This is a genomic window from Endozoicomonas acroporae (assembly GCF_002864045.1).
GTDB lineage: Bacteria > Pseudomonadota > Gammaproteobacteria > Pseudomonadales > Endozoicomonadaceae > Endozoicomonas > Endozoicomonas acroporae.
Genome location: NZ_PJPV01000003.1, coordinates 63160 through 87536, shown reverse-complemented (window position 1 = coordinate 87536; position 24377 = coordinate 63160). Strand labels below are relative to the sequence as shown.

Sequence of the window (24377 nt, the reverse complement as noted above, 5' to 3'; positions counted from 1 at the left end):
ATAAAGACAATGACACTCTCTCCTCCAGAAAACACTCAAACAGACGCTCATATCGTGGTCTGTGCCCTGTATAAATTCGTTACCCTGAAGAACTTCACCAGCCTGCGGGAACCCCTGCTCAGAACCATGGAAGCAAACCATATCAGAGGGACGCTGCTGCTTGCCCGGGAAGGCATTAACGGCACCGTGGCCAGCACCCGGGAAGGCATCAATGCGCTGCTGGCCTGGCTTAACCGGGATACCCGTCTGAACCCCATTGAATACAAAGAGTCCCTCAGTGAATCCATGCCGTTCAAAAGAACCAGGGTCAAACTCAAAAAAGAGATTGTCACCATGGGAGTGGAAGACATTGACCCACAAAAGGCCGTCGGGACCTATGTGGAACCGGCAGACTGGAATAGCCTGATCAGTGATCCAGAAGTCCTTGTGGTGGATACCCGTAACGATTACGAAATTCAGGTGGGCACCTTCAAGCACGCCATCAATCCAAAGACAGATTCCTTCCGGCAGTTTCCGCAATACGTCGATGCCAACCTGAATCCTGAGACTCATAAAAAGGTGGCCATGTTCTGCACTGGCGGCATACGCTGCGAGAAGTCCACAGCCCTGCTCAAGGAAAAAGGCTTTGACGAGGTTTACCATCTGAAAGGCGGCATCCTGAAATATCTGGAAGAAGTACCGAAAGCGCAGTCACTGTGGGAAGGTGAATGCTTTGTCTTTGATGAACGGGTAACGGTGAATCATGACCTTGAGCCGGGCTCCTACGACCAGTGCAACGCCTGTCGTTTACCCATTACGGAAGCCGATAAGCAAAGTGATATGTACCAGCAGGGTGTCAGCTGCCCGCACTGTTTTGACCTGCTGACTGAACAGCAAAAAGCACGGTTTTCCGAGCGTGAAAAACAGATGCAGCTGGCCAGGGCACGAGGTGAAGCACATATGGGCGCAGAAGTTGCCAAGACCGTTGTCCATCGTCGGCAATTAAAGAAAGACGAACGCAGGCAACAGCAACTGAGAACCCGGGCAGGCAAAGTTAAATAGCTGAGCTATGTTTAATACCAATTCCACCTTCTAAATATGAACTGCGCAGCCATTTTGAACAGCTGGATCTTCGTTGGAATTCCTCGCAATAGCCCTGCTATTACTCGTCATTCCGCCTTGCCCAGCTGTCCAAAATGACTTGCTCGATCTCATATTTAGAAGGCGGAATTGGTATAAGTACAGCCAAGTGGTGTTTTTCATCAGCTGACTTGAACGGAGTGTCGCCATGGAACTCGAAAACCCCGAGAACCTCAACCCTTTTATCCTTCTGGGCATTGTCAACGAAAAGCTGAGGCTTACCTGCAACTCACTGGATCAGCTGGCCGATGAGATGGACATGAGCAAACAGGAGATCGAAAACCAGCTTCATAAAATCCGTTTTCATTATCAGTCGATCAATAATCAGTTCGTTCATGATTGACCGGTAATCGAGGGTCTGAACTTGTATCAAAATACATCAACAGACCCTAAACAAAATATTGCCACACCTGCTTTACCGATAAAGCCCCTCCCCGTACCGCATGAACCAGCAAAATGGCAAACCCCAGGGTCATCAACGGTAACAGTGGGCGCTTTTCCTCCTGGAAAAAATACCAGCCAGCCCCCATTAAACAGAGTGCCATTATCATCAGCCGGGCATCCACAGGTTCACCGGAAACCACTTCCATAAAAATCGCCAGACAACCAATCACATTGGCAATTAACCAGATGGGCGACAGCATCCCGATACTGCCTAATAACGGAAACTTGATCAGTGCGCCACCGGTCCAGGCTTTGGGTTGCAGATCCGACGACAGGTGAAAGGCAATTCCCAGGGCCAGACCTGCGGCAATGGCTGAAAAACCGCAAGCCCAAACCACCAGCGCAGGAATACAGGAGTGTGTGATTGCTGAACGGTGGGACAGCCCCGGAATTGTTAAATCCAGATCCGGCAATCGAATGCCGGCAATCAGACCGGCCAGGAAAAACAGAACATCTTCCATGAAAGCCATAGTGGGCCAAAATTGGCAAAGCTCGCTGGCTGCCAGAACCAAACCCGCCAACAGACAAGCCTTCAGCGGTGTACTATACAACTTCATAGATCACAAAACAGACTATAAAACAGGGGGCGGACTATACCGTTTTAGTAGTAAGCCCAGAGCCAACGCCTTATTGACTATTTATAGTTGGCAAACCCATCGCCAAACAGAGCTTCCGGTGCTTTTTCTTCCGTTATTATTTTTTATCCGTAATTCTGAACACCATTCTACCGCACCATTTGCTTTCAATCCTGCGCAGGTAATACACTTCCCCCACTATTTTATGCATTAGCGTTGATGACTGATGACTTACAAACTCAACGACAAACAGTTCGAATCTATTCAGAAGCTGGCTGACCATGAGCGTTATGATTACTTTCTGAAAAAGGTGGCGGACTGGGAAGAGATCTGGAGCCTGCACAGCCCCGATGGTTGGGTAGAGCTGTCATCCAGTGATGGTGAAGAGTGTCTGCCCATCTGGCCACACCCTGATTTCGCCAAAGCCTGGGCAGTGGATGACTGGTCAGACTGCCAGCCAAAAGCCATCAATCTGGAAGTGTGGCTGGAGCGCTGGACGCCCGGTCTGGAGCGGGATAACACCATGCTGGCCATATTCCCGGTTAATGAAGAAGAAGGGCTTGTTGTGACACCTTCTGAACTGCAGGAAGCCATTCTTGGCGAGTTGGAGCAGGGATAAGACTACCCTCTTTTAACCACAGAGGCACAGAGACACCAAGGGTTAAAGCCTTTGATCTGTGCCGCTGCTGTGTATGACCAGGCAATAGTTCCGCTTACTCAATGCGCCATATGCTGGCCTTTGATCTCATCCGTGGCATGAGCAATCACTGTCTTCTGATCACCATTACTGAAAGTGATCGTCACCGGCACTTCACTGTTTTTGGCTATATGTTTGTTAAGGCCCATCAACATAACATGATAGCCACCGGGCTTTAGCTCCAACCTGTCACCCGGGTTAATGGTAAGGTTATCCACGCGGCGCATTTTCATCATGCCATTGTTCATTTCTGTGGTATGAAGCTCTGTTTTCCCGGCAACAGGGCTGCTCAATGAGCGAATCTGTACGGCCTGATGAGTACCATTGTAGATGGTCATATAAGCAGCTGATGAGGACATCCCCGGCTTGGTAGCGCGGGCACTGGCATTCAGTAACTGCAACGCTGGTTCAGAGTGCTCTTTTGAGTGAGCATGACTGTGCCCGCCCTGTGCAGCCATTGCAGTGTGCACAGTCAATAGCATCATCAGAGCTATCGTACCATGTACGATTGTTACCATAACCCTGACTGCCCTGGTATACAAAATCGTTCCGCTTTTCATTAATCAACTCCACTATTCATTAGAAGTATTATGGGAGGATAGCAATCTGCTGTGAGTTTGCTTCTAAAGGGTCCAGTTCAAAAAGAACATTATATACCGCTTCTCTGGTTTCCATTTTCAGCCTGGCGATCCAGACCATGTTGCGGTCAGTGGTACAAAAAGTGATATTGCCGGTACCAGTATACAGGTCAGTGTCTGCAAAATGTCCAGATTGTTTCTGTAAATTGAATGGCATCAACCCCATGGGCATATCACGCCCGACAAACTCCATGCTGACCTTTTCAGCAGCAAGCCCTGAAACTTCTGCCCTGATAGCCAGTGGCTGCCCCGTCGGCATGGACGCCGGCAAAATATTAAGCATGATCGAACCATTCCCTACCCTGCTCTGACACCCTTTGTACGTGTTGCAATAAGCAACCGTTTGAAACCTCTGTTTATCGACGGAATTTTCACTCTTGTTCAACAAGCGGGATCCGTAAAATACCAGCAGTAAGCCAAGTAATAATGCTATCGGAAGGAGAAGCCGGGATAAGTGCCTTAACAGGTTTTTCATCATTATTTGAATCAAAATTGACTTGCAGGTGGGCATTATAGGCTTTTTACTAACGGAAAACAGAAGAACATTCTCCTGAAATCCATTTTTAGAGGAAATATCAGCTGTGACAAAAGGGAACGATCCGCTGTCTCTGTTCGACAGCCATTGCCATCTTAATTTTTCAGTCTTTGATAAGGACCGTTTACAGGTGTTGAGTCAGGCAGAAAAGGCAGCCGTCAGTCACATCTGCATCCCCGCCACTCAACAGGTGGAATGGCCTTCCCTGATTGAGTCAGAATTACTGTCGCAGGTGAGTCCCGTAAGTATTGTAACGGCCCTTGGTCTGCATCCCTGGTTTATTTCTGAACATCATCCCGAACATCTGAATGTATTGGATAAGCTATTACAGCAACGTCCCGCCGGGGTCGTTGCCATAGGGGAAACCGGGCTGGATTTTTTTGACCGAAACATGACTCCCCAGACAAAGGCCAAACAACTCGAGCTGTTCACTGGCCAGGTTGAACTGGCCTGTCTGCACCAGATGCCACTGATTATTCATGGCCGGAAAAGTCATGATGATATTTTAAAAGTACTGCGACGATGCAAACCGGAGCGGGCCGGGATTATTCACGGATTTTCCGGTAGTGAACAACAGGCCGGAGAATATCTGAAGTTAGGCTTTAAGCTGGGGTTTGGTGGTGGCATCACCTACCCGAGAGCCCGTAAAACACGACACTTGGCAGCCACTCTGCCAATCGACAGCATTGTGCTTGAGACAGACGCTCCGGATATGCCATTGAATGGCTATCAGGGACAAAGAAATGAGCCGGGAAGAGTGAAACTGGTGGCTGAGTGCCTGGCCAAGCTGAGAGGAATCTCTTTGCCGGAGGTGGCAGAAGCCACCTCTCATAACTGTCGTACGCTATTCAGAATATGACGGTTAAGCACCGTCGGCGGCTTCAGCCTCCAGCAGCTTGTTCTTGCCGATATTGATTTTTCTTGGCTTCATCGCCTCTGGAATTTCACGTTCCAGATCAATATGCAGAAGACCATTATCCATGGTCGCACCGGTGACACGGACGTAATCGGCCAGCTGGAAACGGCGCTCAAAGTTACGCTCGGCAATGCCCTGGTAGAGGTATTTGCGCTCTGTATCGTCTGGCGTTTTCTTGCCCTGGACAATCAGTACACCCTCACGGCTTTCTATTTCCAGTTCATCTTCGGCAAAGCCGGCAACCGCCATGGTGATACGGTATTCGTTCTCATCCAGCAGTTCGATATATGTACGCTTAATTCGATTCCAACCCCTGCGTGTTATTTTTTTTAAAAAATGTCCAGGTGGTAATCCAGCATCCGGTCACCATCGAACAGATAGCGTCCTTTGAACCTGTTCCCCTTCAGCATTTCAGGTAACCAGATAATGTCGTCTGCCCACATTTCTTCATAGGGGATCTGATCAAGGGAGAACCACCGCGGTATGGCCTCATCCGTCTCTGTCGGCGAGCCGGTAAAATCCCTTGCCACATAGGTATGCACATGAATAGAGTAGCCATCGGTAAACTGGAAACAGCTCTCTCCACAGAACTCAGGATTCACCGGGGTGATGCACAGTTCCTCCTGCACTTCGCGGATCGCGCACTCCAGCAGGGATTCACCGGGCTCAAGTCGTCCTCCCGGCCCATTGATTTTTCCGGCCCCCAGGCCACGCTTTTTACGAATCAGCAGAATTTGCCCATCCTTGATAACAAATGTCAGCGTAGCGGGGTCTCTGGCCTGCCAGGAGCTCCAGTCAATATCCTGCAATGATTGCATCAATCAATTCCTGCTTAAAGATAATTAACATACCTCAGCTTCGCGTTGGGAGGCAGCATTATTGATAATGTTTTTGTGAATGGGGATTAACGCTTTTCTGCGCTAGTCTTGCATTGGTAAAGGAGCCAAAAGGTCATACAACAATGGCTATAACGCGGTGCCTGACAGCTTGAGTTCTTTCCCCGGCTCATGAGGCACTTAATTGTCTTCGTCTAATCCAGGAGTTTAACAATGAATCCAATTCATTCAGAGTTGTTGCCCGGTTCTTTGGCGGGCCCTCCAGCAGAGAGTGCTCTGCCCGAGTCAGCTCCTGAAGAATGCATTGTATGCAGGGACCCATTGTTCAATGGACGGTCTGTTGTGATATTGCCATGTCAGCACAGATTCCATAACGCCTGCAATGATGCCTGGATTGATAATCGCCAGCTGGGTGACTGGACTTGCATCCTTTGCAATACAACGCCCAAAACTCTTGATATTGTTGCTTTGAATGATGATCGATACTCATCTCTGGCAAGCAGTTCTGAAAGCCTGAAACTGCAGCTGTTCAAAGCTTGCCAGGACGGAAGTGTCGCTACAGTGATCGGCGCGGTGGAGAAAGACCCATCGCTGATTTCCGGAAAAATTAAGCTTGAGGACCGCTCGGGACACTATAGGCCCATTCATGTTGCCTCCCTCTATGGGCATGTACCGATTGTCAAGTTTCTACTTGACCAGGGGGTAGATATTAATTTACCAGAGGAGGTCGATAAACTTTCTCCCATTGAACAGGCCGCCACCGAAGGCTTCGTGGAGTTGGTCAGCTGTTTGATTGAGCGCGGTGCCAAAGATTTAAATTCAGCACTCTTGTTCGCCACTCGTCATGGCCACGTCAATGTGGTTCGGAAATTGATCGATAACGGAGCTGACATTAACCATACGCTAGAGATCATTTTGCGCAACAGGTTAATCCGGTTTACCCCTCTTGTCAGTTCTGTTACTTCGGAGTCTGCTGCACAGCTGGTTAAGTTGTTAATATCGCAAGGTGCCAAAGTCACTGGTGAGGCACTGTGGGTTGCTATTGGATTTGGCAAGCTGGATATCGTTAAACTCTTGATCACCCATAAAGTCGATGTCAACGCCATGGATGGGTGGATAATCTGCGGTGCAGCCAGATTTAATCGACTGGAGATCGTCAAGTTGTTACTTGCCAACGGTGCCGAGGTTGATAAGCCTTACGATGTTCAGACTGCTCTTGGGTACGCAGCTGAATACGGCTGTGTTGAAATGATTCATTTACTGGCAGATGCTGGTGCCAGTCTGGAATCCACGGTATTGTCCAATGGCAAAAGAAGCCTCAGTCCTCTGTGCATTGCTACTTTTGCCTGGCAGCAGGACTGCATCAAGGCACTTATCGAGCTGGGCTCCGGGATTGATAACGCCGATTTTCGAGGTCTTACACCGCTGACCCAGGCCATTCTCGCCAATAATATCGACCAGGTCAGAGAGCTGGTTGAGCATTTCCACGCGTCGGTGAATTGTTCTCCAAATTATTCTATACCCCGGGCAAATGTAATACCCCATGAGTACTTCAGGTGCAGGGAGCAGTTTGTTATCTCTCCGCTGGCATTTGCCGTGCTTTTGGGTAGGAGTCCAATCACTCAGTTTCTGATTGATTCCGGCGCAGAGATAAATGCCCTTCACGGGTTGGCACTGCGACTGGCAATTTTACGTGACAATGCCGGGATTTTATTGAAGCTGATTCATGGCGGTGCTGACCTTTGTGGTGTTTTTGATAACGGAGAGACGCCTCTGGCATTAGCAAATCGTCTGAAACGTTCGACTTTGGTTATGGAACTCTTGAGTCATGGGGCACCGGCTTCTGAAATCAGTCTGGCAGCAGATTTTCGAGATTTGAGCATTGTTTAAGTGCTGAAATTTGCAAGTCAGGCCTGTCATTTCTGTGATTTCTTCCTATTTTTATCTGATGCCAATAGAATGCAGCTCTCGACCACTGTTGTATAGGGTCTGAACAATGAACACTGACCTGCGTAAACAAATTCTGGATGCCTTCAATTTCCGTCACGCCTGCAAAAGCTTTGATGTCAGCCGGAAAATACCCGATGAGGATTTTAATTTCATTCTGGATGCCGGGCGCCTTTCTCCCAGCTCATTTGGTTTTGAACCCTGGAAGTTTCTGGTCATCCAGAATCCGGAGTTAAGGGAAAAGATCAAAACCGTCAGCTGGGGAGCCCAGGGACAGTTACCCACCGCCAGTCACTTTGTCATCATTCTGGCCCGCAAAGAAAATAGCATGCATTATGAGTCTGAATATATCCTCGACCATATGCGCACTGTTAAACAGCTGCCTGAAGATGTCGTGGATATGATCAGCGAGTTCTACCGCGACTTTCAAAACAGTGACTTCCGGCTGACCGAGTCACCCAGGGCCATGTTTGACTGGGCCTGTAAACAGACCTATATCGCCCTTGGTAATATGATGAGCGTAGCCGCCCAGATTGGCATTGACTCCTGCCCGATTGAAGGTTTCAACCGTGACAGGCTGGAGCCACTGATGGCACAGGAGGGTCTGCTGGATAGCGGGGAGTTTGGCGTCAGTGTGATGGTCGCCTTTGGTTACCGGGAAAACGAGCCTTACCCAAAAACCCGCCACCGGCAGGCGGCAGTTGTCGAGTGGCATTAATCCCCGGTCACTCAGCAAGCTCACTGAGGCATAATAGCGTCAGGCAGTTGCTCTCAAAGCCACCGGTATCAATAAAGTGGGTATTTCCCAGGGTAACCGGTTGATCAACAATGGTATGACCACAGAAGATGTGGTCAATACCGGCAACCACAGAATCATCCCCACTTTGAATCCGGGTCCTGGACCATTGCATCGCCCGGACCAGGTCCGGATCAGATGCTATTTTCTCCGGATTCCAGACCGGCAACGGGTACTCTGCATGACAAATGGCCACCTGCCTGTCGCCAGGAAGATCAACCGAGATCAGAACCGGCTGTTCAGAAGCCATGTCCGCATACCTGTTCATTCTTTCTGATGAGACTTGCAGATGCCAGTCACCGCCGCAAAGCACCCATTGGGCAGTCTCATGGGCAGATGGGTGTCTTACCGTATCAATCATGCACTGCTCATGATTGCCACGAACACAGTGGAACCATGGCTCCTCCATCAGAGAGAGGCACTTCTCGGAAGCGGGCCCCCGGTCGATCAGGTCACCACAGCTGAAACAACGATCTTTTTCCCGGTCAAAGCCGACGTTGGCCAGTGAGGACATCAGGAGATCGTACATGCCATGCAAATCACCAATAACAAAATCACGACCAACGACATTCTGACGAAAATGCTGGTAAAACATAAATCCTCCCTGGATTTCTGATTAGCGTTCAGGTGGGTACATCCACGTTTACGGTTTATCCTTCATTATCAGTTTAGCCACGCCATCATCGGGATTGATCACGGTGGTAAATTGCCGGTGACTGGTCAGAATGTTGTTAAGCATCGGCTCCCGGGCCAGCTCTCTGAACGACAAGGGCATATCAGCAGCTAACTGGCCTTCAGCCCTCATCTGTTCCGCCTGTTGATAAAACCTGAGCATCACTGGCAGTACTTTACGAACGGTTTCCGGTAACCCGGCCACAGCAATGGCATTGGCATAAACGGCAGGCCCATAGGTTGCGGGTGGTGTAGCCAAAGCCGTTAATTGCCGTCTGCTGTGCTGAATCCACTGTTTCTGCTGATCCTCTGGCAGACTTTTAAAGCTGCCGTATAACGCACTGCCTTCGGCCGGTGTAAACAACCTTGCAGTGGCCCCCAGGGAGGCAAGGGCAAGAAACTCATTGGGATTTCTGGTCAACGTATTCAGTTGCAACCATTGCCCCCGCTTTTGCAGGTAGACCTGCATGGGGTTCAGCTTCGGCTCCCTGGACAGCCTGTCCAGCAGTAACTTCAGTTGATTCATGGACCGCCAGGTATTCTGGGTGAGATAAACGGAGCCTTTTGCCTCCAAATGGCCACGGAATCCGGCAATATTCACCACCCAATGGTCGTACCATAGATTCATATCATCGTGACTGATGCTCTTGTTCTGTATCCCGGTGTTAAGCACGGTATACATGGACAAAGAGCCCTCGTTATACATCATATGGCGAAGGTGGCTATGAGGCAGATAGACAATTTCAAACAACCGGGCAGCTGAAGGGTGTTTGGTAATAATCGAGCGAGCCAGCGGGTAGATCTTCTCAGCATAGGGTGCTGTAACCGATAGGAAATCCACCGAATTTTCAGGAACCGGCTTAGCCAGAGCTTTAGCAGCGCGCTTACGTGCCTCCGGCGATAAAGTGACTGCATCCAGAATGGCTGTCGCCCGGAGAACTTCATAAGAAACAGCGTCCAGCCCCGCAATCTCCCTGGAAAGCTGCTGGAACGATGGCTCTGACAACCTGGGAGTATCAGGGTCAGTCTGAGGTGCCACAAATGCCTTATAGGCCTCGTGTGAGCCGTTTCTTAACAGCTGCAGGCAATATAAACGGGATAGTGCTCTTGACACTTCCCGATGGATTGCTGCTGATGACCACTGTGTAGATAACTCCGGTGTAACCACTGGATTAGCCAGCACCCATGAGAGTTGCTCTATTTGCTCCCGGGTAATCTCCAGCTGATCGGCAAAATGCTTGTGGATATACTTCTTTATAGGATCCAGCCGGTTTTCAGCCACAATCGACGGGCTAACTAACAGCAGAAGCACCAGCGAAACCCAGGACAAGGTCATTGTTTTCATAATAAGCTTTCTTTTCTGGAATTGTTGCCATGACTGGAAACCGTTGTGAGTCCGACAGGCTCCTAGAAAGATAGATGCTGATGGTTTAGTCAGCCACATGAAAGGAGCATTATTTCTTAACGGTATATAAGACCTCTCCAAAGCCTGGACTGTAACTCCAACACAACCACTGATTTTTCATTATCAGTCATATTGTTTTATTCGGCTGTCAAAACCGGGGCTATTCTTAATCAATGTTCCAAACCCGATTGGCATTGAACTCCATTGACAGGGGAGAAAACAGCCATGGCTGACCTCGACCTGGCAACCAGACTGGTAGACCAGTTTTTCTCAGAGATCGCCGACAGCTATTGCCGTAAGGATCTCAACGCAATCATCGGTCACTACCAACCCGATCCCGGTCTGCTTTTCTGGAACGCTGAGGGTGACACCATTACCTCTGTTGACCAGTTAACCCTCTGGTATGAAGAACTGTTCCGGCGATTTGATATCAAATCGGTCAATTTCCGGCTTGAAGAGATTTATGCGGATGAAAGCACCATTGTTTCCGGCAGCCTGTGGGTACTTTCCACACTGCGAAAACCTGGAGAAGAAAAACCCGGGGAAGAAAAGCTTGAAGAAGAGCAGTCCCTGAGAGCCACTCACCTGCTTAAAAAACACGATGGCAGATGGCTTATCCATCACCTGCATGTTTCACCAACCCACTTTCTACCGGATTAATGCCTCAAACAACGCCCAAACGGTGCATTACCGCATCTTCCAGTCAATACAAGCTGGCATCTTCCGTATCACTGGGAGGCATGCTGGAGATTTACGATTTCCTGATATATGGCTTGATGGCCAGCTATATTGCCGAGAACTTTTTTCCTGCTGAAGACCATATCACCTCATTAATCAACACATTTGCTACCTTTGCTATTGGTTACCTGACCCGCCCCCTGGGTGGTGTTGTCTTTGGTCACTTCGGGGACCGCTATGGGCGCAAAAAGACCTTTACCTTTTCCATCTTTCTGATGGCGGTAACCACTGCATTGATGGGCTGCCTGCCCGGATGGAACAGTATAGGTGCAGCAGCCCCCATCACGCTGACCCTGTTACGACTACTGCAGGGGTTCTCTCTGGGAGGAGAAATTCCGGGAGCCATCACCTATCTCAGTGAGACGACACCTGAAAGACGCGGATTGGTGATCGGCATTCTGTTTCTGGCCATTATGATTGGTGTATCATTCGGGACATTCGTACACGGCATGCTTGAAATTTACCTTCCGGCAGATGATATGAAGGAGTGGGGCTGGCGTGTCCCTTTCTGGATCGGTGGATCCCTGGGAATCATCAGCTACCACATTCGCAAACACTTCTCCGAATCCGGATTTTTCGAAGCACTGGACCAGACCAAAGCACAGGCTTCCATACCGATTGTTCTCCTTTTCACACAACATACCCGGGGGGTTATCTGCGGGTTCATGACCATTGGCCTGTGTGGAGCAACCGTGACTATCTACAGCATTTACATGCCGGGCTTCCTCTCGTCGCTACTGGGTTTTCCCAGGGAAGCCGTTGCCTGGCACACCACCCTGGCGTTTTTGATGCTATCGCCACTCTGTCTGATATTCGGGCTGTTGTCCGACCTGATGAATCACAAACTGATTCTGGGCATTATGGCCATTGTTGTCGCCACCACTTGCTGGCCAGCGTTTCAGTACTTCTCTTCTCCAGACGCCGAACTGAATAAGATCCTGTTGATCTGTGGCCTGCTGGCAGCAACTGCATCGGGTGCACTGCCGCCACTGTTGATCAGTTTTTTTCCAACGGAGATTCGCTATACCGGCATTGCCACCTGCTACAATATCGGGTTTGCAATTTTTGGCGGCATCGCCCCTGTTACCTCAACATTACTGGCTAAATACTCCAGTAATACCACGGGGCCGGCTATCTACCTTTCTCTTGTTGCGGTGATCAGCCTGATCGCCCTGCTTATTCCCTGGCCAAACGTTCAACTGACAACAGAACAGTTCGATGAGGAAAGAAACCTTTAAGCCTGCCAGTCAAAATACATTACCCTGAAACAGGAAATTGAGCGTCGAAACACTGTCCGGCCTGAAATGCAAAGCGGGTTTCAGGCTATCCAATGATTTATGGTAATCATCAATAGCCAACCGGATAATTTCCTGTATAAATCAGGGCCTGTTGACATGTACAATCTCCGTTCACCCTGAGCGGAGTCGAAGGGTGCTTGGCACGATCTATCAGAGTCCGGAGTTTCCGCCCTTAGGCCCTATGGGTCCTTCGACAGGCTCAGGACGAACGAAGTGCGGAGGCACGACAACCCTTCAAACTCATTGAAACCATGTACTAGCTTCAGATAACAAATGCAAGGCTTAATAATGAATGCATTGACTTGGTATAAAAATACGTTTTTTCCAGCGCTAACCCTATGTCTTTTGCCAATAGCGGCCTATTCTGATGCTTATGACAACTGTTTATACAAACAACTCAAAGAAGGTGATGATTCACTGACACTGGCTGAAATCCGCCAGCAATGCCAGACAGTTGTCGCTGAAAGTACGGAAGACGTTGATAACATCGTTGAACAGCGGTTACAGGAAGAAGAAGAAACTCTGGACAACCGGTTTGCCATCACACCTCACCGCCCCAACTACCTGCTGCCCATTTCCTACAATAAAAGCCCGAACGCAAGCCCCTTTGAAATCCGGAATATTGATGATTTCTCCAGCACCGAGATCAAGTTTCAACTGAGTATGAAAGCTCCCCTTGCCCAGGGAGTATTCAATGGTTACGGGGATATCTTCGTTGCCTACACCAACACCTGATATTGAAAAGTATATGGGCCATGGTGAGTTGCATCTGGGTTACCAGGTCCGGGAACACAATCTTGGCATGACGCTAAGAAATAATTTGCGAAGTGATAACAAAGGTGCCGTTCAACTGGACTGGTCATTTCCAATTAACAAAAGATTCCGGGGTTATATTCAATACTTCAATGGCTACGGTGAAAGCCTGATTGATTACAACGATAGCGCTAATCGACTGAGCGTTGGCGTTATGTTGACCGACTGGTTATAAGTAGTTAACCAAATGAAATCATATATTTCTGACTAAGTTGTCAGTCACTCTGCGGCGTTGCAACTCCGGTCACATAGCTACGGCTATGCTCCCTGCGTTGCGCCTTGCATAGCAACTGCCCACTTAGCCAGAAATATACGATTCCATTTGGCCAACTACTTAGCCCGGAAACAAGGGAAACCATGAACGCTTCCCGTTAAATGTTTAAACTGCCGGACTGGTTTGTTGAAGATCCTGGCCTTTGCGGAACAGGCCAAAACCCACCATGGCAAGTACCACAGCAAGAACCGGACTGAGCCAGTTTAAAAGAGCCCAGGGCGCATACTCAATCACGGCAACACCCAGGGTCGAGGCAAAAAACGCACCTCCGGTAGTCCAGGGTATAAGCGCTGTGGTGAGTGTCGCCCCTTCTTCCAGAGAGCGTGAAAGCACACGGCGATCTACGCCCTTTTGATCATAGGCTTCACTGAACAGCTGACCACCCAATATGATCGATATGTAAGCTTCCCCCATGGTCAGATTGCCCGTGAAGCAGGCAATAACAGTGGTCGCAACCAGAGTGGATGCCCTGGTTATTTTTATCACGATCGTTTTGATAAGCACCCGCAAAAAACGGCAACGCTCCAGAATACCACCCAGTGCCAGGGCCATAAGAGATAATGACAGTGTCCACATCATCGAGGTGATCCCCCCTCGTCCAAGCAATGCATCCAGGCTCTCCAGGCCTGTCGCAACTGTGCCGCCGCCATAGAGGCTGTTAAGCACCGTGGGCAGACTCTGATCCTGCAGGACGATAGCCAGCACCACCGCAACAGAGGATGCCACCATCATGCTGGGTTCGGCGGCAACACGGGCCATACTGAGCAGCAACATAACGATCAGCGGTAATAAAGTCAGGGCATTGATCGTGAAGGTATCCTTTAAAGCCACCTGCATGGCGGACAACTGTTCAGCGGGTAACGGGTTCTCAGCGTAACCGAGCCCCATCAGCGAGAATATCACCAGGGCCAGCAAATAGGCCGGTCCTGTAGTAAACAGCATGCTCTGAATATGGGAGTAGAGATCAACCCTTGAGGTCATGGCAGCCAGGTTAGTGGTATCGGAAACCGGTGACATCTTGTCACCAAAGCAGGCACCGGAGATAACCATTCCGGCAACCAGGGGAGCGGGTATCCCCATGGTGGTCCCGATCCCCATCAGGACAACCCCTATAGTGCCAACCGTTCCCCAGCTGGTACCGGTAGCCAGGGACATCAGGCTACAGAGAAGCAACCCGGCAGGCAGGAAAAGCGACGGACTGACAAATTCAATACCGTAGTAAATCAATGTGGCCAGCGTACCACTTTGAATAAACGCGGCAATCAGTACCCCGATCAGAATAAAAATATAAATCGCCGTCAGCGCTCCGCTAATCCCGGCATTCATGGCACCCCGAATGGCACGAAAATCATAGCCCAGGGCAAAGGCACTGATGGAAGCGATCATCAGGGACAACAGAATCAAGCTGTGCAGGCTGGTTTCCAGAACAAAAAGCCCGACACTGATGACGCCAATGATTGCAGCAAGGGTGATAAAAGCATGGAGAAAACCGGGCTCTTTCCATGACGTTTCTGCCGAAGTCGATACAGCCAAACCAGAACTCCTTTGGATACTGGGCAAATAGCCAGATATAAATATCTATTTCCCAGTATGAAATACGTTATTTTTGAGAATTTGACCGATTTATATCCCAATCAATTTATTTAGCAAGTGTAATGACAAAAATATTACTCTGCTTATGCACATGTGACCTGATGATCTCAGCTGAAGAAATACCAGCAAAGTATTTTTTGACCATTTACCGGGGGATAAAAAAGGCTGGACTGCCGACTTTGTGAAAATGCATTTCAGTAATGCTCCCTTTACCGATTTGACCTTCATGTTATTGGAACTTACTTTTAAAAAAACAATAACAATACCGTCAGCAGCGGTAACAAAAAATAATTTACATTTCAACCAATTACCGCAAAACATTCCTCACAAAAAAACCTCCCGAAATGAACTATGGCCTGGCAATATTGTCAGACCCTGTAACCAGAGTGTTATGCAAAAACAAAGCCCCAGCCCTTACTATTTCGATCATTAAGGGATCACACCGGGAGAAGGAGTATGGAATTAACCATTAATCTCGAAAGCTATCAAAATTACACATTGATTATTCTGGATGGCGATCTTAATGCCAGTAACATCCACATTCTGGAGAATGCTGTAGAGAATGCGACCAGAATAGACACCAGCCATATTGTGCTGGATTGCACCCTGCTCAAAAGCATCAGTAGCGATGGGTTGCAATTACTCCTTCATTGCCAGGTACAACTGGCAGGACATTTCTATCTCTCGCTATATAACGTACCCAACAATGTTGCCTCACTGATGGAGTTATGCGGCATTACGTATTTTATCCAGATGAACACGCAGGAGCAGAATCAAAAAAAACAATCGGCATCAGCCTGATCCATAATAACGGCGGCACTTAAGTAGTTGGCCAAATGGAATCGTATATTTCTGGCTAAGTGGGCAGTTGCTATGCAAGGCGCAACGTAGGGAGCATAGCCGTAGCTATGTGACCGGAGTTGCAACGCCGCACGACTGCATGGATGCAGGAGATAGAGCAACGCAGGAGCAGTTGCCGGGAGTGACTGACAACTTAGTCAGAAATATATGATTTCATTTGGTTAACTACTTAACAACAGTACCGCCTGTTTCCGCTTCTCAGGCAACGTCTTCTTTGCCAATTTCAGCAGACTGGTATCGATCTTCCCCGGCACGATGGGGTAGCAGCAAATTCAGAATGACTGCAGTCAGTGCACAAAGACTGACGCCCTTCAGTGAAAATTCACCCAGTGAAATACCCATATTACCGATACCAAATACCAGCACGATAGAGACAATCACCAGGTTGCGGGGCTGCCCCAGGTCAACCCTTGCCTTAATCAGCGTGTTAAGGCCAACAACGGCAATGGAGCCAAATAGCAGCATCATAATACCGCCCATTACCGGCACCGGAATGGTTGACAGGAATCCACCAATTTTACCGATAAACGCCACACCAATGGCAATGACTGCGGCCCAGGTCATAATAGCGGGGTTGTAGGCTTTGGTGAGCATCACCGCACCCGTGACTTCGGAATAGGTGGTATTGGGCGGCCCACCCAACATACCCGCAGCCGTGGTCGCCAGGCCATCACCGAGCAGTGTATTTTTCAGCCCCGGTTTTTCCAGATACTTTTTCCCGGTCACTGAACTGATCGCCAACATATCACCAATGTGCTCAATGGCGGGGGCAATGGCCACCGGAATCATATAAAGCACCGCATTCCAATTAAGTTCCGGGGTGGTGAAATTCGGAATAGCAAACCAGGGGCGGTCAAACAAAGGTTGAAAGTCCACAACACCCATGATCACCGCAGCAATATAGCCTGCACCAATACCACAGATGATGGGAATCAGTCGCAGAATCCCACCAGCCATGGTCGCCACCAGCAGGGTCGCCAGCAGTGAGATCGCGGCCAGGAACAGAGCCTGATCAGCAGAGATTAACCCTTCAACAGGGGATGTTGCCATCCCAACGGCAACCGGTGCCAGGCCAAGGCCGATCACCATAATCACCGGCCCGACCACCACGGGTGGAAACAACCGGTACAGTATGCCGGATCCACGCAACCTGACCAGCACACTCAAGGCGGCATACAGCACACCGGCGGCCATAATGCCACCCATGGTGGCCGCCAGGCCCCAGGATTGAATACTGAATGTCATCGGCGCAATAAAGGCAAAAGAAGATGCCAGGAAGACAGGCACCTGCCGACGGGTGATCAGCTGGAAAATCAGGGTACCGATACCTGCGGTAAAGAACGCTACATTGGCGTCCAACCCGGTCAGCAACGGCACCAGAACCAGGGCACCAAAGGCAACAAACAGCATCTGCCCCCCCAGCAGCGCCTGTCGCCAGAGCGACATCTTTGAGTGCAAGCTGTCCCCCGACTGTGCTGAATGATTCATTGTTGGATATCCTTATTCGTTACTTATCGTGTACCAAAAATCTTGTCACCGGCATCACCCAGGCCCGGAATAATATAACCGTTGTCATTAAGCCCCTGATCAACAGATGCGGTAAAAATCTTCACGTCAGGATGCGCTGAGCAAATCTTTTCAATACCTTCCGGCGCAGCCACCAGCACCAGGCAGCGGATCTCTTTGCAACCTGCCTTCTTCAGCATATCTATAGTCGCCAGCATGGAACCACCGGTAGCCAGCATTGGATCCAGGATCAGGGCAATACGCTCATCGATATTACTGACCAGTTTTTCAAAGTAAGGCACCGGTTCCAGGGTTTCTTCGTCGCGGTACAGGCCTACCACACTGACCTTGGCATTGGGGATCATATCCAGAACGCCATCCATCATACCAATGCCGGCACGCAGGATCGGCACAATGGTGATTTTCTTGCCCTTGATTTGCTGAACGGTCACCGGACCATTCCAGCCTTCAATCACCGTATCTTCCAGCTCGAGGTCTTTGGTTGCTTCGTAGGTCAGCAGACTGCCAACCTCACTGGCCAGGGTACGGAAGCCCTTGGTACTGATATCGTGGGATCGCATCAGTCCCAGCTTGTGTTGTACCAGCGGATGCCTGATTTCCTGTACGCTCATGCATGACCTCAACTGTCTGATTGGAGGTGGATGGGTAATGACGTAAAAAATGAATGGCTGAGATAGAAAACGTTTCTGAGTAAGCACTCATTGAGAGAATGATCGTGCAACAGCTTTCAACGCCTAAACCTTCTTATTCTCCCACAGGATGTCCGCACTGCCCATAGGTTTTTACAACCGCAACAATCATGTAGTTTTCTCTTGCCCATTGACGACAACAACGGTATTTTTTCCTGCTTTGCTTTTCGTGAAAACTGTTTCCAGCTCTCCACAGGAGAGTAAAAATGGTTTTTTAATCAACAATGGACTGCCGCTCGCCAGGGTGTCCGACACCTGTACTGCATGAGTTGACTCACTGGCGTGACCGGCCGCCAATCAAACGATCAGGGTTTGCACAACATGTCTGTTGATCTCGACCATATCCGGCAAGTGATGGATGAAGCCGACTGTCTCTATAACGAGCAGCAGATTGAAGATGCCATCGCCACCATGGGACGCAACATTACCCACCAGCTGGCGGATAGCAACCCGCTGGTATTCTGCGTAATGAATGGAGGCCTGGTGATTACCGGCAAACTGCTGACTCATATGCAGTTCCCCCTGGAAGCCTCCTACGTTCATGCAACCCGTTACCGGGACCAGTTGACCGGTGGCGGCCTGGAGTGGAAAGTTCGCCCAACCCAGACCATCAAAAATCGTACCGTCCTGATCATCGACGATATTCTGGATGAAGGGCATACTCTCGACGCAATTATCGATTTTTGTAAGGAAGAAGGTGCTGCCAGCGTTCTGACTGCCGTTCTGGTGGATAAAAAGCATGACCGTAAAGCCCGCCCCGGCCTGAAGGCTGACTTTACCGGCCTGGAAATCGAAGATCGCTATATTTTTGGCTACGGTCTGGACTATCAGGGTTACTGGCGTAATGCCAATGGCATTTATGCCCTGAAAGGTCACTGAAACCCTGCGATTTCTTAAGAAAAAAGCCTCCGGTCCGGAGGCTTTTTGATTTGGGTTAATCCATTTCGCCAGTGTTATGCTTCAGGATTATTTTCCTGGTCATTTTGTGGTTGGACAGTTTGTGGTTGGGCAGTGTCTTTCTTTTTAAATCCAGAGCCACTGAGCATTTTGGCTACCGCTTTTTGTTCAGTATTGACATCTAGGTCAAATTGTTTGCTTATCTTCAAAGCGACGGTATTAAAATCCTTTTCGATTTTCTTACGATGGTTATCTAATGCTTTCAGCTCTTTATTTTTATCAGCATTCAGTTTTTGTAAATCTTCCATAGCCAGCATGTAATTGGCTTCAACTTCTTTCAGTTTTCCTTCTGCCTCTTCAATTTCAATCCGCTTAGCGTCAATTTCCTTAAGAAGACTATGTCTTTCTTCATTGAATGCTTTAAGTTGCTTTTCATCTACGTTTATAATTTTGACTGCATCCCCAGTCAGATTAGCTTCAGTATTGCTAGCGGACACCAACGCATCTTCGACAATTTTTAACCTGGCCTCTATTTCGGGAATCACACCGTGGGTTTCACCAATGACTTGTTGATATTTTTTTATTTCTTCATCCAGTTCATCAACCTCAGTGATTTTAGCTTCAATTTGGGGATCTATTTTTTCAAGATATTCAGTTTCAATTTGGTCCACTAATGTGTAAATTGCTTGAGCTTGCTCCTTCTTTTGCTCAGCGGCCATCATTGCTTTGGATTCCTCAGCTCTCTCACTAATAAGATTCGTATGTTCATTTTTTAATTTTTTTGCTTGCTCAGCCAAAAGTGACTTTAATTCATTACGCTCTTCTTCAATATCGTAAACTCTATTTACATTCTTGGCAAAGTCCGTATAAGCTTTACTATTCATGAAAATTTCCGCAAGTTTTTTCACATCACTTTTACGTACTCTCTCTGATTTACTATTCAAGACCACCAACTGAGGGTCCCCGCCCTCAGTGACCGGCGGTAAAACAATCACTGATCCTTTACGTAAGGAGGTCAAATCCCCATCAACAATAGCCAATATAGTTTTGTACTTTTCTCTGAATTCATCATTGTGCCTTTTAAACGTTTTAACATCCTGTTTCTTCTGACTAAGCTGCTCCAAACCTGTATTAAATTTCTTAATTTCTTTTGCCAGTATTTGCTTTTTGTCATTACTGACAGTAGCTTTTAAAGCCTTTTCAGCCTGAGGTTCAGAAATTTTTCCCCAGTTCTGTTTTTTCACCATTCTCTTGCCTTTGCCCGCCAAATGCTTTATTCCTTTTACAGGGCGGCATTTACTGAGCCACTTACGTAAATCTTTAAAGGCAATCTTTACAGGCCTGATGCTTTTAGGAAGTGTTTCAAACTTGTCCGCAGAAATCTGGATACCGATAAAATCCTTTGGATCAATTTCCTGAATAGTGACCTCTTTTCCATTCAAAAATCCTATTTCTGGTTTATGCATTTCTGCTTCTATAGCAAAAGGCAGTTTTTGAATTTGATCAATTGGGGTGTTACTTATAGCGGTCATTTTTATGACTCCTTCCTTTCCATGGTTTAAGAATATTTTTTTGATAAAAGATTATTTTTTCCGAAGATTTTTACCTAATTGCTGTTTAAGCTTATTCTGTTCGGCCTCAATTTCTCTTTTGTCAGCTTTCTCCTGCTGTTTCAATTCTTTCCCTTTTTGCAAGCTTTCCACTTCTTTCATCTTAGTATCAAGCTCTGCTTTTTTCTCCTTCATCTCACCGGGTATTGCTTCCAACCTGGCACTACCAATTTCAATAATCTCTTGCGCGTCCTGAATACGATTCACCGTAGCACTGTATGCTTCCGGTATTCCCTCACGCTCTTTTGGGATCTTACTGAGCAGACTCAGTTCTTTTTTCAAGTCTGACAGAAGCTTCTTTTGCTCAGCAACGGATTCCTGTGCTTGTTGTTTCTCTGTTTTCAGTGCTCTGATTTCAGCCTGCAACTGGTCAACCTTATCATCCAGCTTGATACGCTGCTCAGTCAACGTATCCTGTAATTCAGATAGCCTGGTATTTCTACCCTTGCCCTGTTCCAGGGTATGCTGTTGCTCCTTAAAATGTTTGAGAATTTCGTTACCACTTTCTTTTATTGAAGCTTTCAACTCCTTCTGCTCAGATCTCAGCTGTTTTATTTCTGAATCAAGCTGTTCCATTCGATCAGACAATCCTGATTTTTTAACCTGCTTAATAACCATATCTACCAGATCTTTACGAGTATCAGGATCCGTTGATGCAATTATCACAGGATCAGCATCTTCAATAGGAATTGGGAGAATTATTCTCTTTTTGCTATGGATTGCGCCTTTAGGATTTTCACAAACCTTAATGGTATCTTCGTAGACCTCCTTGAGCCTATCCAGTTCGGTTTGCTTATCAATCTCCTGTTTCTCAGCACTCTCAAGTTGATCAATTCTGTCATTGTGCACTTGAGCCTCATGCTTCAACTGCTCAGAGCCACCCATCATTGATTCTTCTGGAATTTTTTCCCAGTTTTCATGCTTGATGGCTTTTTTGATACCATTGAATGAACTTTTTAATTTTTCACTAACGCTTGTATTGAACTGCTTCAGTTTCTTAAATACTTTTTCCCGAACGGATACCGTATCTTTTTCAGCGGCTCTCTCAACTTTTCTCTGTTCAAGGGGTATCTTTTTGGGCACGGATACACCTGGTTCCTGGTCTGATAACTTAAGACCCGGTGTTGATAAAACCTTTACTGCCGTAATGGTAACCGTACCCTTAGGACCAAATGTAATGGTAACTTTATTCCCTTCTTGAAGAAGAGTTTTGATCGTGTCCAGTTGTTGTAAACTAAGCGAACCTGTATTAGATGCCCTTTCCATAATGGCCCTCAAACATTCCTTTGATCACTCAACCAATTGTAGCCGTGCAAGAAAACTTGAATAACAAAGCCAATAATGATTTCAGAAAACAGACAACCGGACAGTGATTCCCGGTAAAATAAACTCTTTGTCAAAATCATGTCACCTGACAGACCGTTTTTCCGGCAATGGATTATCTGAGCCTGTCTAAATCCCACTGCAAACATTTACTTTTATTCTTTTTATGCTTAACGTAATCTCAAAATATCCTATTCAGGTTATATATCTTTGTTGTCGACTTAGTAAAATATCCATCTACTTATAGATTTAGCCCAGACAAACCCTACCCATAAAACACTGGACAGTGAGTCAGCCATGAAGAAAGACAAACAGAAAGTCATTGGAGAGGAATTAAGTGATGAGCGCCTGAAAGCGCTACTGACACTGGAGCCAGCCGTTGGCAGCAGTCGAGACTATCACATTCTGTTAAGAGCCTACCGCTACCTTCGTGCAGATGATTTTGCCCGTTTTATCCCATTTTATCTGGCAGCCGGCCTGAATCTGGATGCCCGGGACAGCGCAGGGAAAACTCTGGCTGAAACCATCACACAACATCACCACGGTCAACCGTATCTCAAAGCTCTTACTGACCCGGTCAGGCATTAAACATCAGAGGCTGCCCGATACAACGGGCAGCCTGATACCTGTTACCCCTGAACAGGCCTGGCGTCCTGCGAGGAACGAACTGACGTGATCATCGCAAAAATACCGCCCAGAATACCTGGGAACAGCCAGACCAGGCCCTCTGTCTGCAGAGGCAAATACGCAAGCACTGCGTAAGCTGGCTCAATGAAAGCCAGGCCAGCGGCGTGCAGACCTTCTACCAGACTGATCAGACCCACTGGAATTAGTACAAACGCCATTACCCGCTCAGGTTTCGCCAACCACGATTGCAACAGTGTCACCACAATCAAAGCAATCGCTACAGGATAGATAATCAGTAACGCTGGAATGGTAACCTGCAATAGTGTATTCAATCCAACATTGGCAATCAGTGCGCTGGCCAGGGCGCAGAGAATCACCCAGGTGCGATAATTAAATGCCGAAAATACCCGGGAAAAATATTCACCACAGGCACTGAGCAAACCAATCGCAGTGGTCAAACAGGCCAGAATAACTGTGATAGCCAGCACCACCTTCCCCCAGGCCCCAAACACCGCGTCGACGAACAGGCTGATAATCTCTGCACCATTTTGCACAGGACCCACCAGCTGATGACTGGTAGCACCAATGTAACCCAATACCAGATACACCAGTGACAGACCGACAGAAGCGATCAAGCCTGCAATAAAGGTATAGCGCGCAACCTGCCGTGTATCCGTAACCCCTTTATTTTGAATGGCATTGATGATGACCACGCCAAATACCAGCGCCCCGAGGGTATCCATGGTCTGGTAACCCTCGCGGAAACCATTAAAGAAGCCCTGACTGATCATGGACTCGGTGGCAGCACCAGCGTCTCCCTGGGGAAAAAGCAAAGCACCAACGGCAATAATCACCAGAACACCCATCAGTAGCGGAGTGATCACTTTACCCACCGTCTCAACCAACCTGCCCGGAAACAGTGCCAGATACAGCGCAACAGCAAAAAACGTTATGGAAAACAGCGCCAGCGAAACCGCACCGGACTCACCAATAAACGGCAGAAGACCCAGCTCATAAGAAACAACGGCGGTCCTGGGCGCGGCAAACAAAGGACCGATAGCCAGAAACAGAACAACAGCAAAAGTTAAGGCGATTTTTGCCGGGAAAATGGTAGTCAGCTTTTCCAGACCACCGCCGACACGAGCACAGGCAAGCACACCCAGCAGCGGCAGGCCTACTCCAGTAAGCAGAAATCCCAGCATCGCAATCATCAGCTCAGTGCCCGCCATATGACCCAGAAATGGAGGAAAGATAATATTTCCTGCGCCCAGAAAGAGCGCAAAGGTCATCAGGCCCGTGGCCAAAATATCTGTGGCTTTTAACGTCTGCGACAAAACCTGTCCCCTGTACCCATTCTTCCCGGCAAACGGCCGGTCAGCCATACCAGAACGGCAAAACCTGTGACCAGAAAAAATAGTGTTAAAAGTGAGCATGGAGAGGCGAAATAAAGAGGCCTCTTTATTGCACACATCAGGCTTTAGCTATATCAGTGTTTTCACCTAAAAATAACAAAAAAGCAGGATTTATTGTGATTTAATTGATAATCA

The 24377-nt window shown here is 48.1% G+C and carries 27 protein-coding genes; 14 read left to right on the top strand and 13 right to left on the bottom strand.

The genetic code is table 11. The features are described from left to right. Positions 1–9: 9 nt before the first annotated feature. Positions 10–1041, top strand: coding sequence for an oxygen-dependent tRNA uridine(34) hydroxylase TrhO (gene trhO, locus CX664_RS00620; RefSeq protein WP_101744844.1), 1032 nt, complete (start codon positions 10–12; stop codon positions 1039–1041). Between the two features lie 226 nt (positions 1042–1267). Then, the gene (locus tag CX664_RS00615) at positions 1268–1462 is read left to right on the top strand and encodes a DUF4250 domain-containing protein (RefSeq protein ID WP_101744843.1); all 195 of its coding nucleotides are present in this window, start codon (positions 1268–1270) and stop codon (positions 1460–1462) included. Positions 1463–1508: 46 nt separating this feature from the next. On the opposite strand, the gene CX664_RS00610 is transcribed toward CX664_RS00615, so the two are convergent. Further along, complete coding sequence (locus tag CX664_RS00610; protein WP_145999735.1) at positions 1509–2024, bottom strand: hypothetical protein; 516 nt, start codon at positions 2022–2024, stop codon at positions 1509–1511. On the opposite strand from CX664_RS00610, the gene CX664_RS00605 reads away from it, so the two are divergent. Together CX664_RS00605 and CX664_RS00600 are read left to right on the top strand one after the other, a co-directional pair. Continuing rightward, on the top strand, positions 2023–2352 hold the full coding sequence (locus CX664_RS00605; RefSeq protein WP_101744841.1) for a hypothetical protein: 330 nt from the start codon (positions 2023–2025) through the stop codon (positions 2350–2352). The two genes, CX664_RS00610 and CX664_RS00605, sit on opposite strands and share 2 nt — an antisense overlap. A gap of 12 nt (positions 2353–2364) precedes the next feature. Then, entirely contained in the window at positions 2365–2757 is a 393-nt protein-coding gene (locus CX664_RS00600; RefSeq protein ID WP_101744840.1) for a DUF2750 domain-containing protein, read from the top strand. A 98-nt stretch (positions 2758–2855) separates the two neighbouring features. On the opposite strand, the gene CX664_RS00595 is transcribed toward CX664_RS00600, so the two are convergent. Beyond that, the gene (locus CX664_RS00595; protein WP_101744839.1) at positions 2856–3395 is read right to left on the bottom strand and encodes a copper chaperone PCu(A)C; all 540 of its coding nucleotides are present in this window, start codon (positions 3393–3395) and stop codon (positions 2856–2858) included. A gap of 28 nt (positions 3396–3423) precedes the next feature. Continuing rightward, the gene (locus CX664_RS25465) at positions 3424–3951 is read right to left on the bottom strand and encodes a hypothetical protein (protein ID WP_145999734.1); all 528 of its coding nucleotides are present in this window, start codon (positions 3949–3951) and stop codon (positions 3424–3426) included. A gap of 103 nt (positions 3952–4054) precedes the next feature. Between CX664_RS25465 and CX664_RS00585 the strand changes: the two genes are divergently transcribed. Beyond that, positions 4055–4867, top strand: a complete 813-nt coding sequence (locus CX664_RS00585) for a TatD family hydrolase (protein ID WP_180966335.1) — start codon at positions 4055–4057, stop codon at positions 4865–4867. A gap of 3 nt (positions 4868–4870) precedes the next feature. On the opposite strand, the gene CX664_RS00580 is transcribed toward CX664_RS00585, so the two are convergent. Next, entirely contained in the window at positions 4871–5200 is a 330-nt protein-coding gene (locus CX664_RS00580; RefSeq protein WP_420810339.1) for an Hsp20 family protein, read from the bottom strand. A gap of 53 nt (positions 5201–5253) precedes the next feature. Next, positions 5254–5742, bottom strand: coding sequence for an 8-oxo-dGTP diphosphatase (locus tag CX664_RS00575; protein WP_101744836.1), 489 nt, complete (start codon positions 5740–5742; stop codon positions 5254–5256). 231 nt (positions 5743–5973) lie between these two features. Between CX664_RS00575 and CX664_RS00570 the strand changes: the two genes are divergently transcribed. Beyond that, positions 5974–7650: an ankyrin repeat domain-containing protein gene (locus tag CX664_RS00570; protein WP_101744835.1), complete on the top strand. Its 1677-nt coding sequence runs from the start codon at positions 5974–5976 to the stop codon at positions 7648–7650. Positions 7651–7756: 106 nt separating this feature from the next. Then, positions 7757–8425: an NAD(P)H-dependent oxidoreductase gene (locus CX664_RS00565; RefSeq protein WP_101744834.1), complete on the top strand. Its 669-nt coding sequence runs from the start codon at positions 7757–7759 to the stop codon at positions 8423–8425. 7 nt (positions 8426–8432) lie between these two features. Here the strand turns inward: CX664_RS00565 and CX664_RS00560 are convergent, their stop codons facing one another. Both CX664_RS00560 and CX664_RS00555 read right to left on the bottom strand, forming a co-directional pair. Beyond that, positions 8433–9098 (bottom strand): metallophosphoesterase, encoded by a 666-nt coding sequence (locus CX664_RS00560; RefSeq protein ID WP_101744833.1) that lies wholly within the window; start codon positions 9096–9098, stop codon positions 8433–8435. A gap of 48 nt (positions 9099–9146) precedes the next feature. After that, a complete protein-coding gene (locus CX664_RS00555; RefSeq protein ID WP_101744832.1) occupies positions 9147–10520 on the bottom strand; it encodes a hypothetical protein in 1374 nt (457 codons plus the stop codon). A 285-nt stretch (positions 10521–10805) separates the two neighbouring features. Between CX664_RS00555 and CX664_RS00550 the strand changes: the two genes are divergently transcribed. The 4 genes from CX664_RS00550 to CX664_RS00535 all read left to right on the top strand — a co-directional run bounded on the left by CX664_RS00550 (position 10806) and on the right by CX664_RS00535 (position 13604). After that, positions 10806–11240, top strand: a complete 435-nt coding sequence (locus CX664_RS00550; RefSeq protein WP_101744831.1) for a YybH family protein — start codon at positions 10806–10808, stop codon at positions 11238–11240. Continuing rightward, positions 11240–12556 (top strand): MFS transporter, encoded by a 1317-nt coding sequence (locus CX664_RS00545; protein ID WP_163370604.1) that lies wholly within the window; start codon positions 11240–11242, stop codon positions 12554–12556. The genes CX664_RS00550 and CX664_RS00545 overlap by 1 nt, the downstream gene beginning before the upstream one ends. A 348-nt stretch (positions 12557–12904) precedes the next feature. Further along, positions 12905–13351 (top strand): phospholipase A, encoded by a 447-nt coding sequence (locus CX664_RS00540; protein WP_180966334.1) that lies wholly within the window; start codon positions 12905–12907, stop codon positions 13349–13351. Further along, positions 13332–13604, top strand: coding sequence for a phospholipase A (locus tag CX664_RS00535; RefSeq protein WP_180966333.1), 273 nt, complete (start codon positions 13332–13334; stop codon positions 13602–13604). Before CX664_RS00540 ends, CX664_RS00535 begins: the two co-directional genes overlap by 20 nt. Before the next feature lie 204 nt (positions 13605–13808). Here CX664_RS00535 and nhaC read toward each other — a convergent pair whose 3' ends face one another. Next, entirely contained in the window at positions 13809–15236 is a 1428-nt protein-coding gene (nhaC, locus tag CX664_RS00530; RefSeq protein ID WP_101744827.1) for a Na+/H+ antiporter NhaC, read from the bottom strand. 516 nt (positions 15237–15752) lie between these two features. On the opposite strand from nhaC, the gene CX664_RS00520 reads away from it, so the two are divergent. Next, on the top strand, positions 15753–16097 hold the full coding sequence (locus tag CX664_RS00520) for an STAS domain-containing protein (protein WP_101744825.1): 345 nt from the start codon (positions 15753–15755) through the stop codon (positions 16095–16097). Positions 16098–16355: 258 nt separating this feature from the next. Here the strand turns inward: CX664_RS00520 and CX664_RS00515 are convergent, their stop codons facing one another. Next, positions 16356–17645, bottom strand: a complete 1290-nt coding sequence (locus CX664_RS00515; RefSeq protein WP_101744824.1) for a uracil-xanthine permease family protein — start codon at positions 17643–17645, stop codon at positions 16356–16358. Positions 17646–17668: 23 nt separating this feature from the next. After that, a complete protein-coding gene (gene upp, locus CX664_RS00510) occupies positions 17669–18295 on the bottom strand; it encodes a uracil phosphoribosyltransferase (protein WP_101744823.1) in 627 nt (208 codons plus the stop codon). A gap of 399 nt (positions 18296–18694) precedes the next feature. Here upp and CX664_RS00500 point away from each other — a divergent pair, with 399 nt between their 5' ends. Continuing rightward, on the top strand, positions 18695–19252 hold the full coding sequence (locus CX664_RS00500) for a hypoxanthine-guanine phosphoribosyltransferase (protein ID WP_101744821.1): 558 nt from the start codon (positions 18695–18697) through the stop codon (positions 19250–19252). Positions 19253–19326: 74 nt separating this feature from the next. Here the strand turns inward: CX664_RS00500 and CX664_RS00495 are convergent, their stop codons facing one another. Beyond that, the gene (locus CX664_RS00495; protein WP_101744820.1) at positions 19327–20802 is read right to left on the bottom strand and encodes a coiled-coil domain-containing protein; all 1476 of its coding nucleotides are present in this window, start codon (positions 20800–20802) and stop codon (positions 19327–19329) included. Between the two features lie 51 nt (positions 20803–20853). Then, a complete protein-coding gene (locus tag CX664_RS00490; RefSeq protein WP_145999733.1) occupies positions 20854–22146 on the bottom strand; it encodes a Smc domain-containing protein in 1293 nt (430 codons plus the stop codon). Between the two features lie 354 nt (positions 22147–22500). On the opposite strand from CX664_RS00490, the gene CX664_RS00480 reads away from it, so the two are divergent. Beyond that, positions 22501–22791, top strand: a complete 291-nt coding sequence (locus CX664_RS00480) for a PA4642 family protein (RefSeq protein ID WP_101744817.1) — start codon at positions 22501–22503, stop codon at positions 22789–22791. 41 nt (positions 22792–22832) lie between these two features. On the opposite strand, the gene brnQ is transcribed toward CX664_RS00480, so the two are convergent. Further along, the gene (gene brnQ, locus CX664_RS00475) at positions 22833–24164 is read right to left on the bottom strand and encodes a branched-chain amino acid transport system II carrier protein (protein ID WP_101744876.1); all 1332 of its coding nucleotides are present in this window, start codon (positions 24162–24164) and stop codon (positions 22833–22835) included. Between the last annotated feature and the right edge of the window lie 213 nt (positions 24165–24377).